The 14,962-nt window shown below is 71.9% G+C and carries 17 protein-coding genes and 1 tRNA gene; 4 read left to right on the forward strand and 14 right to left on the reverse strand.

Annotation, left to right across the window (positions count from 1 at the left end; translation table 11 throughout):
* Positions 1-19 precede the first annotated feature (19 nt).
* Positions 20-655, reverse strand: a complete 636-nt coding sequence (upp, locus tag ACZ3ZD_RS32680; RefSeq protein ID WP_467405456.1) for a uracil phosphoribosyltransferase — start codon at positions 653-655, stop codon at positions 20-22.
* Between the two features lie 96 nt (positions 656-751).
* On the opposite strand from upp, the gene ACZ3ZD_RS32685 reads away from it, so the two are divergent.
* The 4 genes from ACZ3ZD_RS32685 to ACZ3ZD_RS32700 all read left to right on the forward strand — a co-directional run bounded on the left by ACZ3ZD_RS32685 (position 752) and on the right by ACZ3ZD_RS32700 (position 2,486).
* Entirely contained in the window at positions 752-994 is a 243-nt protein-coding gene (locus tag ACZ3ZD_RS32685; protein ID WP_467405458.1) for a hypothetical protein, read from the forward strand.
* Between the two features lie 304 nt (positions 995-1,298).
* Complete coding sequence (locus ACZ3ZD_RS32690) at positions 1,299-1,832, forward strand: tRNA adenosine deaminase-associated protein (RefSeq protein WP_467405688.1); 534 nt, start codon at positions 1,299-1,301, stop codon at positions 1,830-1,832.
* 80 nt (positions 1,833-1,912) lie between these two features.
* Positions 1,913-2,344 carry a tRNA adenosine(34) deaminase TadA gene (tadA, locus tag ACZ3ZD_RS32695; RefSeq protein WP_467405460.1) on the forward strand — a complete coding sequence of 144 codons (432 nt, stop codon included), beginning with the start codon at positions 1,913-1,915 and terminating at the stop codon, positions 2,342-2,344.
* A gap of 57 nt (positions 2,345-2,401) precedes the next feature.
* A tRNA-Ser gene (locus ACZ3ZD_RS32700) sits at positions 2,402-2,486 on the forward strand.
* 65 nt (positions 2,487-2,551) lie between these two features.
* Here the strand turns inward: ACZ3ZD_RS32700 and ACZ3ZD_RS32705 are convergent.
* From ACZ3ZD_RS32705 to ACZ3ZD_RS32765, 13 genes are all read right to left on the reverse strand, one after another.
* Positions 2,552-3,811 carry a tyrosine-type recombinase/integrase gene (locus ACZ3ZD_RS32705; protein WP_467405463.1) on the reverse strand — a complete coding sequence of 420 codons (1,260 nt, stop codon included), beginning with the start codon at positions 3,809-3,811 and terminating at the stop codon, positions 2,552-2,554.
* Between the two features lie 10 nt (positions 3,812-3,821).
* Complete coding sequence (locus ACZ3ZD_RS32710; RefSeq protein ID WP_467405465.1) at positions 3,822-4,076, reverse strand: excisionase family DNA-binding protein; 255 nt, start codon at positions 4,074-4,076, stop codon at positions 3,822-3,824.
* Positions 4,077-4,253: 177 nt separating this feature from the next.
* Complete coding sequence (locus tag ACZ3ZD_RS32715) at positions 4,254-5,510, reverse strand: DUF3631 domain-containing protein (RefSeq protein ID WP_467405468.1); 1,257 nt, start codon at positions 5,508-5,510, stop codon at positions 4,254-4,256.
* A gap of 409 nt (positions 5,511-5,919) precedes the next feature.
* Entirely contained in the window at positions 5,920-6,858 is a 939-nt protein-coding gene (locus ACZ3ZD_RS32720; protein ID WP_467405471.1) for a bifunctional DNA primase/polymerase, read from the reverse strand.
* Entirely contained in the window at positions 6,855-7,658 is an 804-nt protein-coding gene (locus tag ACZ3ZD_RS32725) for a deazapurine DNA modification protein DpdA family protein (protein ID WP_467405473.1), read from the reverse strand. Before ACZ3ZD_RS32725 ends, ACZ3ZD_RS32720 begins: the two co-directional genes overlap by 4 nt.
* Before the next feature lie 171 nt (positions 7,659-7,829).
* A complete protein-coding gene (gene ssb, locus ACZ3ZD_RS32730) occupies positions 7,830-8,294 on the reverse strand; it encodes a single-stranded DNA-binding protein (protein WP_467405475.1) in 465 nt (154 codons plus the stop codon).
* A gap of 16 nt (positions 8,295-8,310) precedes the next feature.
* The gene (locus ACZ3ZD_RS32735; RefSeq protein ID WP_467405476.1) at positions 8,311-8,814 is read right to left on the reverse strand and encodes a hypothetical protein; all 504 of its coding nucleotides are present in this window, start codon (positions 8,812-8,814) and stop codon (positions 8,311-8,313) included.
* A 17-nt stretch (positions 8,815-8,831) separates the two neighbouring features.
* The gene (locus ACZ3ZD_RS32740) at positions 8,832-9,023 is read right to left on the reverse strand and encodes a hypothetical protein (protein WP_467405479.1); all 192 of its coding nucleotides are present in this window, start codon (positions 9,021-9,023) and stop codon (positions 8,832-8,834) included.
* A gap of 200 nt (positions 9,024-9,223) precedes the next feature.
* The gene (locus tag ACZ3ZD_RS32745; protein WP_467405481.1) at positions 9,224-11,344 is read right to left on the reverse strand and encodes a hypothetical protein; all 2,121 of its coding nucleotides are present in this window, start codon (positions 11,342-11,344) and stop codon (positions 9,224-9,226) included.
* Between the two features lie 2 nt (positions 11,345-11,346).
* The gene (locus ACZ3ZD_RS32750) at positions 11,347-12,936 is read right to left on the reverse strand and encodes a hypothetical protein (protein WP_467405485.1); all 1,590 of its coding nucleotides are present in this window, start codon (positions 12,934-12,936) and stop codon (positions 11,347-11,349) included.
* 90 nt (positions 12,937-13,026) lie between these two features.
* Positions 13,027-13,329: a hypothetical protein gene (locus tag ACZ3ZD_RS32755; RefSeq protein ID WP_467405487.1), complete on the reverse strand. Its 303-nt coding sequence runs from the start codon at positions 13,327-13,329 to the stop codon at positions 13,027-13,029.
* Between the two features lie 104 nt (positions 13,330-13,433).
* Positions 13,434-13,679: a hypothetical protein gene (locus tag ACZ3ZD_RS32760; RefSeq protein ID WP_467405491.1), complete on the reverse strand. Its 246-nt coding sequence runs from the start codon at positions 13,677-13,679 to the stop codon at positions 13,434-13,436.
* A gap of 214 nt (positions 13,680-13,893) precedes the next feature.
* A complete protein-coding gene (locus ACZ3ZD_RS32765) occupies positions 13,894-14,958 on the reverse strand; it encodes a hypothetical protein (RefSeq protein ID WP_467405495.1) in 1,065 nt (354 codons plus the stop codon).
* Positions 14,959-14,962: the final 4 nt, after the last annotated feature.

Genomic DNA, 14,962 nt, shown 5'->3' on the forward strand with positions numbered 1-14,962 from the left:
GCGGGAACGACCGCGCAGCCTACTCCGCGGCCCCGTAGAGCCGGTCCCCCGCGTCCCCCAGCCCGGGCACGATGTACCCCAGCTCGTTGAGGTGGTCGTCCACGGCCGCCGTGACCACCGTGACGGGCGTGCCCGCCAGTTCCCGCTCCATGACCGCGACGCCCTCCGGCGCGGCCAGCAGCACCACGGCGGTGACGTCGTCGGCGCCCCGCTTGATCAGCTCCTGGATCGCCGCGACCAGCGTGCCGCCCGTGGCCAGCATCGGGTCGAGGACGTACACCTGGCGGCCCGAGAGGTCCTCCGGCATGCGCGAGGCGTACGTGGACGCCTGCAGCGTCTCCTCATTGCGGATCATGCCGAGGAAGCCCACCTCGGCGGTCGGCAGCAGCCGGACCATGCCGTCCAGCATGCCGAGACCGGCCCGCAGGATCGGCACCACCAGCGGGCGGGGCCGGGCGAGCTTGACGCCCGTGGTCCGCGCGACCGGGGTCTGGATGTCGACGGCCTCGGTGCGCACGTCCCGCGTCGCCTCGTAGGCGAGCAGGGTGACCAGTTCGTCGGCGAGCCGCCGGAAGGTCGCGGAGTCGGTGCGCTGGTCGCGCAGCGTGGTGAGCTTGTGAGCGACCAGGGGGTGGTCGACGACGTGGAGACGCATGCCCCTAACGGTACCTGCGCCACGGGCCGCCCTCACGCTGGCGTCAAACCGGCCATCCGGGGGAAAGTGGGAAGGACGTAAGTGGGGTGGTGAGACGTGTCCGACCAGCCTGACCTGCCCGCGGACGCCTCCGAGGCCGGCGACACGACCGGTCCCGCCGCGCGGTTCGCGAGGACCGATCCCGACAGGCCCGAGACCGAGGCCGAGCGCCGACGGCGGCGCGCCCAGTTCCTGCGCGACCTCGCCGAGGCCCGCGAGTTGCGCGCCCGGGTGCAGCCCCGGCGCGCCAAGGCCGCCCGGCTGCGCCACGCGATGCGCATGCGGACGTTCCGCTGGTAGCGGTGCGGGGCGCCGCCGGGCAGCGGAAGATCCCCGCACGCACGGGTGTTGGGGACGTGGGCGTGCGTGGGCGGGCGGGAAAGCCGCGTACGATCCGCTGGTGGCGGCAATGAGCGCGCTGGTGAGCCGATCAGGGATCCACGATCGAAACAGCCAGACACAGGGAGCCGAAGACGTCCCCTGGACGCCTTGTTTCTGCCACGATTCCGAGTGGGTGGGGCTCGGAGCCCAGGCTCTCCCCGCCCACGTACCTCCGCCGGGGGGACCCCCAACCGGCACGCCTATGACCAGTGGGAGAGTCACGGTGTACTTCGCCGCACTGCTCGCGCGCACCGAAGACGGGTGGGAAGCGAGCGACACGGAGCTGGACGATGTGGAGACCCTGTCGGATCTGGCCGACCTGGCCCGGGAAGCCTCTCCCGACGAGGACACGGTGCTCGTCCTGATCGAGCAGGAGGACTCCTGGTTCGGCGTCGTCCGCGTGGACGGCGAGGACGACCCTCGCATCTACGTCTCGGACGCCGCCGCCGCCCGGCGCAGCGCGTACGGGGAGCTGCTCCTCACCGACGAGCTGCTCGGCCGTGAGCCCGGCGCGGACGACGGCCCGGACCTGGACGCCCTGGACCTCGACGGCACGGAGGACGGGGAGTCCGAGGACGACGAGGAGGAAGAGGGCGGCGCCGCCGACGCGGTGCCGCACAGCCCGGTCGGCGACAGCGGGATCCTGGACGACCTGGGCATCAGCGAGAAGGAGCTGCGCGCCCTGTACGCCGACGACGCGCTGAACACGATCGCCGAGGCCCTGGGCGCCTCGGAGGTGCTGGAGACCGTCCGCTGACCACGCCACAGGACCCGCCGCCCACGGGGCGGATCCCGCGGGGCGCGCCGGACCCGGTCCGGGACCCCTGGCGGCCCGCGATGCGGCACGCGCTGGCGGAGGCCGGACTCGCCGTCCGGGGCGGTGACGTCCCCGTCGGCGCCGTCGTGCTGTCCCCGGACGGTACGACGGTGCTCGCGGCCGGGCACAACGAGCGGGAGGCCACCGGTGATCCCACGGCCCACGCGGAGGTCCTCGCGATCCGGCGGGCCGCGGCCCGGCTCGGTCAGTGGCGGCTGACCGGGTGCACGCTCGTCGTCACGCTGGAGCCGTGCACGATGTGCGCGGGCGCGCTCGTGCAGTCCCGGGTGGACCGGGTGGTCTACGGCGCCCGGGACGAGAAGGCGGGCGCGGCCGGCTCCCTGTGGGACGTGGTGCGCGACCGGCGGCTCAACCACCGCCCGGAGGTCATCGAGGGCGTGCTCGCGGCGGAGTGCGCCGGACTCCTCACCGCCTTCTTCCGCGACCGCTGACGGCACCGCCCGATACGGATTTCAAACCTCGCCGCACTGTGCTGTAAGGTCTCCCTCGGTAGCGTGTCCGAGCGGCCGAAGGAGCTCGCCTCGAAAGCGAGTGTGGCGCAAGTCACCGAGGGTTCAAATCCCTCCGCTACCGCAGGTAGAAGAGGCGCACGGTTCATCGAACCGCGCGCCTCTTCGGCTTCCGTCTCAGTTCCCGTCTCAGTTGGCCGGTACGAGAGCGCCAGCGGCGCCGTCGTCCCCACTCGTCTTCCAGATGAGCCCGTCGACCTGTCGCGCGATGTCCCGCCGAACCGTGTCGACCATGTGCTGATACCGGGCGGCCATAGCCGTGGTGGACCAACCCATCAGCCCCATCACGGCCCGCTCGGAGACTCCGAGGATCAGCAGCACCGTGGCCGCCGTGTGCCGCGCGTCGTGCAGACGGCCGTCACGTACCTTCGCGTCGCTGAGCAACTCCTTCCAGTCGTCGTAGTCCGTTCGGGGGGAAGTCCCACGTCCGGTCTCGGTGGCGAACAGCCACCCCTCCTCGTTCCATTTGTCCCCGGCCGCCGCGCGCTCGGCCTGTTGCCGGCGCGCGTGCTCGCGCAGCATGTCCACAAGCTGTGGAGGAAGCCCGACCGCCCGTCGGCCCGCGCGGGACTTCGTGTCGGCGGTCTCCGGGTTGGTCCGCTGGCGCTGTGGGCAGTACCCAGCCTTACGGCCGCAGGACCCCCCGCATCCGTGCGCGTACCGCGGGCGGCGACGGCTCCGGCGGACCAGCAAGACGCCATTGTCCAGGTCGACATCCGACCACTTCAGTCCCAGCGCCTCCCCCTGCCGGAGCCCCAGCGCGAGCGCCACGGCCCAACGCGCGGTGTTCCGCCGGCGGTCCGCGGCACGCAGTAGCCGCTGAACCTCCTCCACGGTGTACGGCTCGATCTCCTCCTCGCTTACGCGCGGAGCCTTGGCGAGCTGTACGGGATTCTGGGCGAGGTGGCCGCGCCGAACCGCCTCGTTGAGCGCGGTCCGGAAGGTCCGGTGCGCCTGGTGGGCGGTCGCTGGTTTGCTGCCGTTCGCCTGCATCTTGGCGTAGAAGGTCTCGATGTGCTCCGGCTTGAGCCGGTCGAGTCGGTGGGCACCGAGACCCGGGATCAGGTGCTTTCGAACGGCGACCCCGTAGCCGACCATCGTGTTCTCGTTCACAGCGAGCGGCGCAATGTTGTCGATCCAGTGTGTCAGCCACGCCTTGACCGTCCAGGGCCTACCCGGCTTGCGCACCGTGCCGGCGTCACGCATCCGCTCCAGCTCCTGCACGGCCGCGACGACTTCCGCCTTGGTCTTCCGCTCGACATGCCTACGGTCCGACTTGCCGTCGTCTCGCACGCCGACGGTGACACGGCCGTGCCATTTGCCGTCCTTCCCCTGGTAGATGGACGAACGGCCGTTGGGCTGTCGGGTGCGCTTCTTCTTGTCTTCCACAGGTGTCCTCTCAGGCGGCGTCAGCCATGGCGGCGGAAGTGTTGGGGAAGGTGGCGCGATTGGCCGCGCGGAGTCGGGCGACGTAGTCGTTCACGGCGTCGGCGGGGACGCGGCGGAGTCGACCAACGGGGACGGATTCCAGCTCTCCGGATCCGATGAGCCGGTAGCAGAGGGTGCGGCCGATGCGGAGTCGGCGGGCGGCCTCTTCGACGGTCAGGAGGACAAGGGTGTGGTCGATGGAGTCGGCGAGTTGGGCCGTGTCCATGCGGCGGATCTCCTTCGTCTCGCGACGGTGAGGGCGGCAGGCCCTTGCTGGGAATCCGCAACATCCGCCACGCCGCAACATTGCTGGTCAGCGGCTTGGATTTGTGGCGGATGGCGGTTGTGTTGCGGATAGGTGCCGCCGCGCGGTGGCGCGGCGGCACCGTGGGGGCGCGGGTTGTCAGCCGACTGCGCGCAGCGGGCGTGTGCCGGTTTCCGCGAGCATGTGGCGGCTCTCGGCGGGGTCTTCCGCCACGGATTCACCCCCGCTGACCTGAGGTGTTGCGGATGTTGCGGATGTTGCGGACTTCTCGGGGGGAGGGGGGCAGTAGCGGGCCCAGGCGTCGGTCAGATCCTCGGCGTAGTAGCCCTTGGGGGTGCCGCTGCCGACCCGGATTCCGCGTGGCCGGATGGGGGTGTTGTCGGGGCGGACGTACTGGCTCAGGAGCTTGGACAGTCCGCGGGCGGTGAGGGGTTTGCCGTCGTCGTTCAGGTCGGCCCAGGGGGCGTCATCGAGTCCGTGGAGGACTTCGAGGATGGCGGCGGTGGGCATGCGGTCGGCGCCGCAGAACACCTTGTCGCGCAGGTCGGTCAGCAGGCGGACCCCGAGGGAGGCTTCGTTGCCCTCGCCCGCTGCCTTAATGAGTTCGACGCAGGCGGCGCGGGCGCGCTCGGGCCAGTGGCCGCCGGCCGCGTCGGCGACGGCGAGCAGGGGTTCCCACACGTCGGCGGGCCGGTCGGAGACTCCCTCGGGCATCTCGGGCCAGGCTTCGGCGACCTGGTCGTGCACGGTGGTAGCCCACTCGGCGAGCCGGTCGCGCAGGGCGTGGCCCTGCTTCTCGTGGACGCGCCGGCGGTACGGTTGGGCCTTCTCATTGGGGGCCTTCTTGCGCATCCGGATGATGACCGAGCGGGTCAGGATCGTGTCCGGCAGGGAGCCGAGCCCAGCCATGGCGACGGCGCAGAACGAGGAGAACCACTCGGTGGACTGGTTCGAGCCGTCCCCGACGCAGCGCAGGGACTTCGCGCCGCGCCGGTAGCCGGAGTTCAGGAATCCGCGGACCTCTTCATTGCCCCCGGCCTTGGGCCCGAACACGGTGTCGATCTCATCGAAGAGCAGCGTCGGGGTTCCCCCGTCGGCCTCCACCAGCCGGAACAGGGCGTTGGCGGAGGCGTTGACCGTGGTGACCGCACGTGGGGTGAGCGTCTCTACGATCTCCAGAGCGCGGGACTTGCCCGACCCCGGCTCCGGGGAGAGGAACGCGAGCCGGGCGGTGCCGTCGAACGCGTCGATCAGGTGCGCGTGCGCGTCCCACAGGGTCACGGCCACGTACGCGGACTCGGTGGGGAAGATGTTGAAGCGGCGGTGGAACGCTTCGACCTCTTCGAGCAAGGCGGCGCCGTCGATGGACGGGGCGGACCCGTTGGTGCTGGTCATGCGGCGTTCCTCCTTTCGGTGTGCGGGACGGGAGCTCCCGTGCAGGCGTGCTTGTGAGCGGCGTAGTCGGCGATCAGAGCGGCCACGGCGTCCTGTCCGCTGGCGGTCTCCGTCTGGCCGCATGGGCAGGCGTAGGCGGCGGTGGGAGTGTCGCCGTAGCGCTTGGACCAGCGGGCGCCGTCGTAGTGGTGGCGATAGACCGGTGGGGCGTAGATGCGGATCCCGGGCCTTGCCGGTGTGGGGTCGCCGGCGTTGTGGCGCGGGTGGCTGGTCGGTTGCGGGTCAGAACGAAGAGCTGAAAGGACGGCCTGGCGGCCGTCGCTCTTCGTGCCACGGCTCCTGTCGGTGCCGCACCTCGTCGGGCGCGAGCGCTCGGACGTGGGTGTGGTGGGCTTTTCAGGGCGGGGGGTCATGTAGCGTCCCTGGGCCGGCAGGTGCGAATCGACCAGTCGAGGGCGCTGCGGATGGTGGCCCGGCACTCGGCCGGCGACAGTCCGGCCTCCTCTCCCCCCACCTGAAAAGCCTCCTCCACCACGTTCCGCGGGATCTCGCCCCATGTGACGAACCGCCCCAGGGCGCGGGCGCCCTCCAGCAGTCGCGTGTTCCGGCCGCCCTCGCCGGTCCCGGCGACCGCGGCCACCTCGCGGTCAAGGGCGGCCCTGGCCCGGCGGGTAACCGAGCCCGGGACGAGCAGCGGCGCGGGGGCCGCCGCAGCGGACCGGGAAGGTTCGACCAAAAGCGGCGTCAGCCAGTGCGGCAGCGGCGCGACCGGGGCGTCTTCCAGTACCTCGTACGCGCCGTCGGGGGTGGTGCTGCCGGGGGCGACGACGTGGCCACCCCACGCACGGGTGTCGACGTGCGGACCGAGCCGGTTGACGCTGCTAGGCAGCTTCCCGCCGGGCGGGGCGGTGAAGTACAGGTGCCGTCCCCCGCTCGGGGTCCGCACCTGGTACGTGGGCGGAAGTTCCTGGCCGGCGCGCTCGCAGAGCGCGCTCAAAGAAGCGGCGCCGTCAGGCGCTCCTTCTTCCTCTCCCGCCTTGCACACGTCCAGATCGATCACCAGCAGCCCGGCCGGGCCGGTGGCGATCCCCACGTTGTACGGGGTGCGCGCCCACGCGGCCCGGATCAGATCCGGGTCGGTGGTGGCGCGCTGCTCCGGGGTGCGGTGCCCGTCCGCGCACCGGCCGGAGCCGGGGCAGGAACGCTCGGCGTGCCCGGCCGGGCGCTTGCTGCCGGGAAGCAGCGGGATGACCGGCCAGCCGCGCTCTGCGGAGCACAGGGCGGAAGTCAGCAGGTGCAGGCTGCGCAGGTCGACGCTGGGTACGTCGATGACATTGGTCGGGGTCATGCCGCGCTCCTGTCCGTGAGCAGCGTCTGCCGGTGGGCGGGGATGGCGCTGAGAGCGCGCTGTCGCCACTTCAGGGCGTAGTCCAGGCAGTTCGCGCAGTTCTTGTGCGGGTGACCTTGAATCGGCGGGCGGTGGCGGGCGTGTGCGCTCCAGGCCGCGGAGTCGGCGGAGGCGAGCAGATGGCCGACGCGTTCCAGACCGAGAATCTTGAAGCCGAAGCCGTGCAGGCGAAGCCCGTGGGCGGCCATCGCGGTGACGATCGCGGCACCCTTGCGGGTGGACTGCAACCGGCATACCGAGCCCAGGCCGACGACCGGTTCGGCCCGCAGGTCGACCCCGGCCTTGTCGTACAGCTCCGCGCATCGCTCGTAGTCCTCTACGTCACGGCCCTGAAGTACCGGCGCAATGCGCAGGTCGGGGGCGAGGGAGCGCAGTTCGAGGAAGTTGGCTACCGTGCGGCGCTGGTGCTCGGTGACGCTGAGGCGGGTGCCGACGAAGTACTGACCACCGAACCAGCCGCCCTCGATGATGGCCTGTTCGCACATCCAGTCCTGCGGGGCGGCCCAGTCGTAGGGGCCGACGCATTCCCAGATGCGGCGCAGGTCCTGCACGTACTGGCGTGGGGTGCGCGTCCAGTCACCCTTGTGCTGAAGCTCCCCAAAGCCGCCGGAGTCGACCGCGTACGGGCCCAGAGCGGGATAGAGCTTGGCGGCGCTGACGAAGTGCTCGGACTTCAGGAACAGCGGCACACTGGTGAGCTTGACCCAGTGCCGCTTGTGGGTGGTCAGGTAGAACCGCATTCCGCCCTGTGCGGGAGCTCCCGGTTCGGGTGCGGGGTTGGCCGGCGGTAGAACTCGCCGGACGTGGGTCGGTTGGGTCATGCTGGGAGTTCTCCAGTCCTCTACGGAAGTGCTGGATGACAAGGGCGGCCCCGCGACTTTGGCGAGACGAGGGGGCCGCCCTTGGGGCTGCTAGAACGGCGGCTCGGTGCCCTCCGCCGCGGCACCGCCGGTGGCGGAGGCGTTGGTCGCGGCCCACGGGTCGCCTCCGGCCGGGCCGTTGGAGGCGGGCCGCTTGCCATTGATCTGGACGGTGGTGAAGCGGACGGACGCGCCGATGTCGTCGACCTCGACGGCGAGCATCGAGCGCTTCTCGCCGGTGTCGGTCGTCCAGTCGTGTTGCCGCATCCGGCCCATGGCGACGACGCGCGAGCCCTTACCCAGGGACTCCGCGACGTGTTCGGCGAGGGTGCGCCAGGCGGCGCAGCGGTAGAACGCGGTGGTGCCGTCCTTCCACTGGTTCGCAGCGCGGTCGAAGCTGCGCGGGGTGACGGCGATGGTGAATTTCGCGAGCGCGGCGCCGCCCTCGGTGAACTTCAGCTCGGGGTCGTCGGTCAGGTTGCCGACGAGGGTGATCGGGGTCTCTCCGAACGACATGCGGGTTCCTCCGGGTTCAGCGGTTGAGTTCGTTGCGGTTGCGGGCGATCAGCCCGTACGCGGGAGCGGTGATGGTGTTCGTCTCCTGCCGGACCGGCCCGGCGTAGTGGTGGTGGGTGACGGTGTGCGTGGCCTTGATGGAGCGGAGGGTGGAGCCGATGGCGGCGGCGACTGCGGCCACGGCGGCGATCGGGAGGGTGACGAACAGGACGCTGGTGAGCGTCACGGCGGCGAATCCTTGGCAGGCGAGCCAGATCCCGCAGCCGAGACCGACGCAGGTGGCGCCCACGCCGATTCCGGCGACCGCGGTCCCGGCGGCCCACGCGGGGACGATCCGGCGGTCGGGCTGGGGGACGGGGGGTGTGCCGCCGTAGGCGGGCAGCGGGCTCTCGTCGCGGTAGACGGTCGGCATCTGCGGCACGGGCCGGTAGGCGTCGGCGATGATCCGGCGGGCTTCGGCGTCGGCTTCCGTGTCGGTCATGCGCGGGTGCCAGGCGGGGGGCTGGTCGTGGTCGGGCATGGAGGGTCTCCTGCCGGTCAGGTGAGGTGGCGGGCGGCGTCGGCGAGCGCGGCGCATATGGCGCGGATGGTTCCGGCGGCGCCGGTGCCGGCGGTGAAGAAGCCGAACAGGAAGAGCACGGTCGCGCTGAACGGGCCGACGTAGCGGCCCCGCAGCAGGACGAGGGCCAGCACCCCGAAGAGGGCGACGGCGGAGAGGGTCAGGATCACGAGCGGCCTCCCGGAAAACACGGCGGGCAGCACCCTGGGGGCGGGGTGCTGCCCGTGCCTTGTCTTGTCGTGTCGCTTGTCGTGCGGCTTGTCGCTTGTCTTGTCTTGTCGCTTGTCGCCTTGCAGGTCACAAGCCGTTTCCGGACCTTCAGACGCCTCAGGGGTGGCTTTGTTTTCGCGGGGCGACAGGCGACAAGTGATCAGCTTTCGTCGGGCTGTTGGGGGGCGTGGCGGCGGTGGACGTAGCGGGCTTTGGTGCCCTCGCCGACGCGGACCGCGATGCCGTCCTCGACCCATGTCTTGAGCCAGCCGACGACGGTCTGACGGGTCGTGCCGTACTCGTCGGCGAGCGCGCGGGCGATCGCCGATGCCCCGGTGCCCGCCGGGCCGGCGGCGAGCAGCGCGGCGAGCGCGGCTTGCTGTGCGGGGTTGTCCTGCTCGCCCCTCAGCGCCGACAAATTCAGCCCGCCGGTGGCGGGCGGCGCGTCGTCGGCGGCGGGGGTGTGCGGGTCGTGCGCGGTGGCGAACTGGGCATCGATCTGGGCCCGGAACTGCCGCAGCATCTCCTCTTCCGGCGAGCCCTGCCCGTCCGGCCGCTGCTCGCGGCGCAGCGCGGACAGGTTCAGCCCCTCCCGGGACGGGCCGGCGCCCGGGGCGTCGCCGGTGGGGGTGTGGTCGCGCATCCATGCAGTGCGCTCGGCGTCCCAGCGGCGGGCGTAGGCGGGCCCAGCCGCCTTGGCAGAGATGTCGTCCAGCATCGGATGCCGGTCGGAGGTGGCGGCGATGATCTCCCGGATCTGGTTCGGCAGGATCCGCCATGCCTTGAACAGCGCGGCCGGCGACTCCGGGGTGCCCATGAACCCGGCGCCCTTGTACGGGGCCTGCTCCACGCGCAGGCCGCGGGAGCCGGGGAACATCTTGGACAGGTCCATGCCCTCGGTCTCTCCGCCGGTCAGGGCGACACGGACCTTGGCTTCCCGCCGGATCATCAGGTTGCCCAGCACGTTGCCGGTGGCCCCGAGGGCGGTGAGCACGGTCCGGATGCCCATGGCGCGGGCGATCCGGATCACTTCCAGGATCTTCTCCGCGAGCTTGCGCATCTGCCGGTCAGGGCTGGCCAGGATCTCCGCGCCCTCATCGATCACGAGCATGATCTGCGGAATCTTCGCGCTGATGGGCAGCAGGTCGGTGTTGTGGCGGGCGAGCAGGTCCTGGTAGCCCATCTTGCGCTGCTTGGCCACCCTGACGGCTGTCTCGAGCATCGCCATGGCCTCATCGAACGTCCCGGCCAGCCAGTCAATACCCGGGCGGACCGGCTTGCCGTCCTCGCGCTTGAGCTCACCGCCCAGGGCGGGCAGCACCCAGGGCAAGCCGGCCGACCCGGCGTTCAGGTCGATGACCCAGGTCAGCATGTCCTCGGCACGAGCGAACCCGGCCAGGATCAGATGGACCAGGTTCGTCTTGCCCGAACCGGTCGGGCCGACCACGAGCGCGCACTGCTCGCGCAGGTAGGCCCGAATCTCCTCGGCGTTGGTGCGATACCCCCACGGGATGCCGGTGTGCACGGACAGCGGCCCGTAGTCGGCCGGGTAGGTCCGCTCCTGCTCCAGCACGTTGACGGTGGTCACGTCGATGATGACCCGTCCCTGGTGGATGCCGGGGGAAGCGGTGGCGGTGCAGCCGTGCGGCAGCCGCGCATCCGCCGACAGACGGGCCGACTCGGCTGCAATCTTGCTCCAGGTCGCGCCGCCCGGCGGGAGTTCGGCATCCAGCGAGTAACCGGTGCCGGTCTCCCACTTCTCCACCCCGACCACGCGGACGGTGATGGAGCACACCCGCTGGATCCGGTCGATCCACTCCGCGGCGATCGCCCGGCGTTCGGCGGACAGTTCGGCGGCGATCTGCCGCTGCTCCGCGGCGATGGCCTCCTCTTCCCGCGCCTCCTCATACAGCGCGGTGGAGCGGGCGGCGGCGCCGATGCCGACGCCGATGGTGGCCAGGGAGCCGAGGGCGGCCCAGGTGAGGGGGCCGTGGGTCATGGCCCAGGTGGTCCATCCGGCGCCGACGAGCCAGGACGCGGCGCGGGTGGCGAGGGTGCGGCCGGCGTTGCGCAGCCGCAGTCCGACGACGGTGTGCCCGAGGGCACCGGCCGCGCCGACGGCGAGCGCCCAGCCCGGGGGCATGGCGGTTGCGGCGCCGGTGGTGGCGACGGCGAAGGCTCCGGTGGTGGCGGACAGGGCGCCGGTCACGGGTCCGTGACCGGCACTCCAGTCCAACACCGGGCCACTGCTCTGCTGTTTGGCGGTGGCGGTGGCGGCCATGGTCAGACGTTCCAGCCCTTCTCGGCCTCGGGGCCGTTGCGGGGGTCCTCGTGGCGGGCGATGTCCTGCGCGTGGACCTGCCGGAACAGCGGGCCCATGTCCTCGGCGACCGCGACGGCGCTCATCAGGGCGCCGAAGATGTCGTTGAAGCCGTCCGCGATCTCCTTCTCCAGCGGGAACTCGCTGTCGGAGCGCTCGGCGAGGATCTTCATCACGTTCGCCACGCTGGTCAGCGCGGCCGGGAGCCCCTCGACCATGGCGAGGATCTCCATGGCGTTCTCGGGGTCGTACTGGCCGGCGGCCTGCTCCATCTCGGCCGCGGCCTCTTCGAACCGGAAACCGGACACGTGCTCTCCTTCACTCACCTCGGTAGTACTGCTGGTGGGGACCGTGGCCGCGGGCCGCTCGATGCCGTCCGCGATGCCGTCCGTGCCGTCCCCGGCGGCCTGCGCGTCGGCGGCGGCCTCCTGCTCGGCCAGCTCCACGCGGATCGCCTCATCGCGGGCCGCGCGCTGCTCGGCCGCCACACCGGCCAGCCGCCGGTACAGGCGGCGGCCGGGGTGGATCAGCCAGGGGATGTTGAGCTTCCGGCCGATCAGGCTGGTGATCAGACCGAGTAGACCGATCGGGAGGGCGAACAGGGCGGCGAGCACGCGGCGGCCGTGGAACCGGGCCGCCGACCTGCGCAGCGCCTTGCGGGCCGCCTTCCGGGCCGGCGCCTTGCGCACCTGGGCACGCTGTGCGGCCACCGTTCCGGCCGCCTTCTTGTCGCGCCGGGCACGCTGTTTGGCGACCGCCGCATCCCGCGCCGCGCGAGCCTTGCGGACGGCAGCGCTCGTCAGACGGCCCCCGAGACCACCGCGCTTGCCCAGCCGGGTAGTGCCCGCTGCGGCCTTGGCGTTGCGCCGGGCGTCGGCCACCGCACGCCGTGCGGCCGTGGTCTGCGCCCGCCTATCGGCGCGGGAGCCGCCCGCAGCCTTCTGCGCGGCGCGCAGGGCCCGTATCTGCCCGGCTCGGCTTGCGGCCCTACCCGCCGCGCCGGGCAGGTGCCGGGTCGCGCCGTGGCCGCTCTTGCCGAGCGTCTTGCCGCTGGTGGCGGAGTCGTGGCGTGCGGCCGGGCCGGTGTTGCGGCGGTGCTGGCCAGGCACACCACCCGAGCGGTTGCCTGTGCGGCCATGCCGGGCGCCCGCGGAACGGCCGCCACTGCCGCGACCGCCCGTTGCCGCTCCCGAGCCACTGCGGCGCAGGCCCGCGCTGCGGGCAGCCGCACGCCCGGCCGTGCGAGCAGGGGAGCGGCGGGCGTCGCGGCGGGGGTTGGGCTTGCGGGAGCGAGCGGCGAACGTGCCCAGCACGACGACGCCGGTCGCGGCGACCATGGCGGCGATCGGGCCGCCAACCAGAGAGGTGGCGGCGACCGCTCCGACAGTGCTGTTCGCCCCGGTCAGGGCGAGGGGGACGACCGGCCAGCCGCCGGGCGTGTGCTCCGCCTCCGCCGCGCCCGGAGCCGAAGTGGCGGGCGGGGCGTCGGGCGGCGGGGGCGGTGTGGCCGGGGCAGCCTCGACGGCTACCGGCTCGGTGCTGAGTTCCGTCATGCTGTGAGCACTCCTTATGGGGAGTAGGGCCCGGCCGGGGCTGTGGAAGGTTGCGGCCGGGCCTGCTGAATGAGCGGTAAGCGCCGCCGCTCAGCAGCGGTGAGGGTGGTGGGCGGCGATCTCCTGCCAACGCCGGTTCTCCGCCGCATCCACGCCGGTCAGGCGTACCCGGAAGTCGCAGCCGGGCCGCATGCAGCGGTGCGTCACGGTCGACCACGCCTCGATCACGCGGAAGAGCAGGCTGGAGAACGTGGCCAGGCACGACGTGCAGCAGGCCACCAGCAGCGCCAGCGGCACGCCGTAACCAGCCAGGTTTACCCCGATCGCCCCGGCCAGCGCCGCACTTGCAGCGACGGAGCCGGAGACGAGGATGCGGTGACGCGTGTCCTTCACTCGTGAACGTCCCTTCAGGGAGGACAGCAGAGGCCCGGACGCCGCCTTGGACGCCATGCCGTCCAAGGCGGCGTCCGAGCCGGTGCGCTGTAAGAGAGCGCCGGTCAGAACTGGTTGGGCTCCAGGGTGAAGAACCCGACCGAAGCGCCGTGCAAGTCGGGGTCCTGGTCGCAGACGGCCCGGTAGATGAGCCGGTAGGCGTCCTGACGGGTACTACCGGGCGGGGGCGTAAACGTGCCCTCCTGCGTGACGGAGAACAGTCCCGGCTTCTCCAGGGTGATGACGAAGTGATGCGTGCCCTGCCCCTGCTGAGCTCGGGCGGCACCGGTGGCAGTGGTCTGCGTGGTCACGGTCAGATCTCCTGCGTGTCGGTTCGGGCCGCGCTCTGGGCGGCCGGTGGGGTGGAGGGGCAAGCTCGCCGGGTCTGCGCGCCGGGTCTGCGAGGGTGCCGCTCGCCGTGGCTCACCGGGTCTGCTTCACTGGTGCTCGACTGCTTCCGGCAGTCGCAACGACGGCCAGCCCACTTGCCTTGGGCTGGCCGTCATTGGTGGTGCCGGACGCCGGTCAGGCGTCGGATTCCTCGTGGGACATCAGCGAGCCCCACGCCTTGCGTACGCGCTGCTCCCCGCCGACGAACCCGCCCTCGCGGAACCCGGTGACGGCCTGGCGGTAGGACAGCGGCGGGTCGTCGCTGTAGCGCAGGTGCCGCAGAACGACGACGAGCTGAGCGTCAGTCAGTGGCTCCCCAGGCTGCGGGGTCGCAACGCCGGCCACGGCCGCGATCTCCTCCAGCGTCACGGCGGGCGTGACGGGCGGCGTCACGGGCGTGACGGCCCCGGCCGGAACTGGCTCGAACTCGGCCGTGACCTGCGTGTCTTCCTCCGTCACGGTAGGCGTGACGCCCGTGACGCCCTCCTCGCCCGCAGCCTCGACGGCGACCGGTTCGGGAGCGCCCGTCACGCCCGTGACGGGGGGCGTGACGGGCAGGGCGAACATGCCCGCGAGCGCGGCATCCGCGCCGGCCGTCATCCGCTCGCGCTGGACGTCGACCAGGTGCGCCCCGAGCAGAGCGTCACCCGCGCCGACCTTCTTCGCGAGCTTCCACGACTTCAGCTCCGAGTCCTTGCGTGCGCCCTCGTCGGGGTGGTTCGCGGCGCGGGCCCGGTGGTAGGCGAGCTTCTGCACGACCGCGGCGTTGCGGCGCTGCGCTTCGGCGTCCACCCCGGTGCGGTAGACCACGATCCGGCGGGCCAGCAGGCCCATCCCCTCCGCGGCCACGCACATGGCCATCGGGGTAAAGGCGAACACCACCGACTCCGTGCCCGTCGGCGCGACGGCCGCGCCGGTCAGGGACGCCACCGCCGGCAGCGTCCACAGACCGAGCCGCACGGCCGCCGGGGAGGACTGGCCCAGCATGGTCAGGCCCACCAGGGTCAGCGCCAGGACCAGCGTGGCGCCCTCGCCCGCGGCGACCACACCGAGCGCGGTGGCGGAGCGGTGGAACACGGAGGTGATGTTGCTGTAGGTGCCCCACGCGCCCAAGCAGCCGAAGCCGACCATGGGCAGCGCCGTGGCGCCCAGTACGAGTGTCTGGCCCCAGCTCAGGGGCTTCTCCGGGGGATGCTTCACTGCT

The sequence above is a fragment of the Streptomyces sp. NPDC023481 genome (assembly GCF_055560195.1).

Excerpts from the sequence above, each read along its gene's own strand:
- ACZ3ZD_RS32745 (WP_467405481.1), bottom strand. The coding sequence starts at position 11,344 with ATGGCCGCCACCGCCACCGCCAAACAGCAGAGCAGTGGCCCGGTGTTG.
- ACZ3ZD_RS32710 (WP_467405465.1), bottom strand. The coding sequence starts at position 4,076 with ATGGACACGGCCCAACTCGCCGACTCCATCGACCACACCCTTGTCCTC.
- ACZ3ZD_RS32725 (WP_467405473.1), bottom strand. The coding sequence starts at position 7,658 with ATGCGGTTCTACCTGACCACCCACAAGCGGCACTGGGTCAAGCTCACC.
- ACZ3ZD_RS32735 (WP_467405476.1), bottom strand. The coding sequence starts at position 8,814 with ATGCCCGACCACGACCAGCCCCCCGCCTGGCACCCGCGCATGACCGAC.
- ACZ3ZD_RS32750 (WP_467405485.1), bottom strand. The coding sequence starts at position 12,936 with ATGACGGAACTCAGCACCGAGCCGGTAGCCGTCGAGGCTGCCCCGGCC.
- ACZ3ZD_RS32715 (WP_467405468.1), bottom strand. The coding sequence starts at position 5,510 with ATGACCAGCACCAACGGGTCCGCCCCGTCCATCGACGGCGCCGCCTTG.
- tadA (WP_467405460.1), top strand. The coding sequence starts at position 1,913 with ATGCGGCACGCGCTGGCGGAGGCCGGACTCGCCGTCCGGGGCGGTGAC.
- ACZ3ZD_RS32720 (WP_467405471.1), bottom strand. The coding sequence starts at position 6,858 with ATGACCCCGACCAATGTCATCGACGTACCCAGCGTCGACCTGCGCAGC.
- ssb (WP_467405475.1), bottom strand. The coding sequence starts at position 8,294 with ATGTCGTTCGGAGAGACCCCGATCACCCTCGTCGGCAACCTGACCGAC.
- upp (WP_467405456.1), bottom strand. The coding sequence starts at position 655 with ATGCGTCTCCACGTCGTCGACCACCCCCTGGTCGCTCACAAGCTCACC.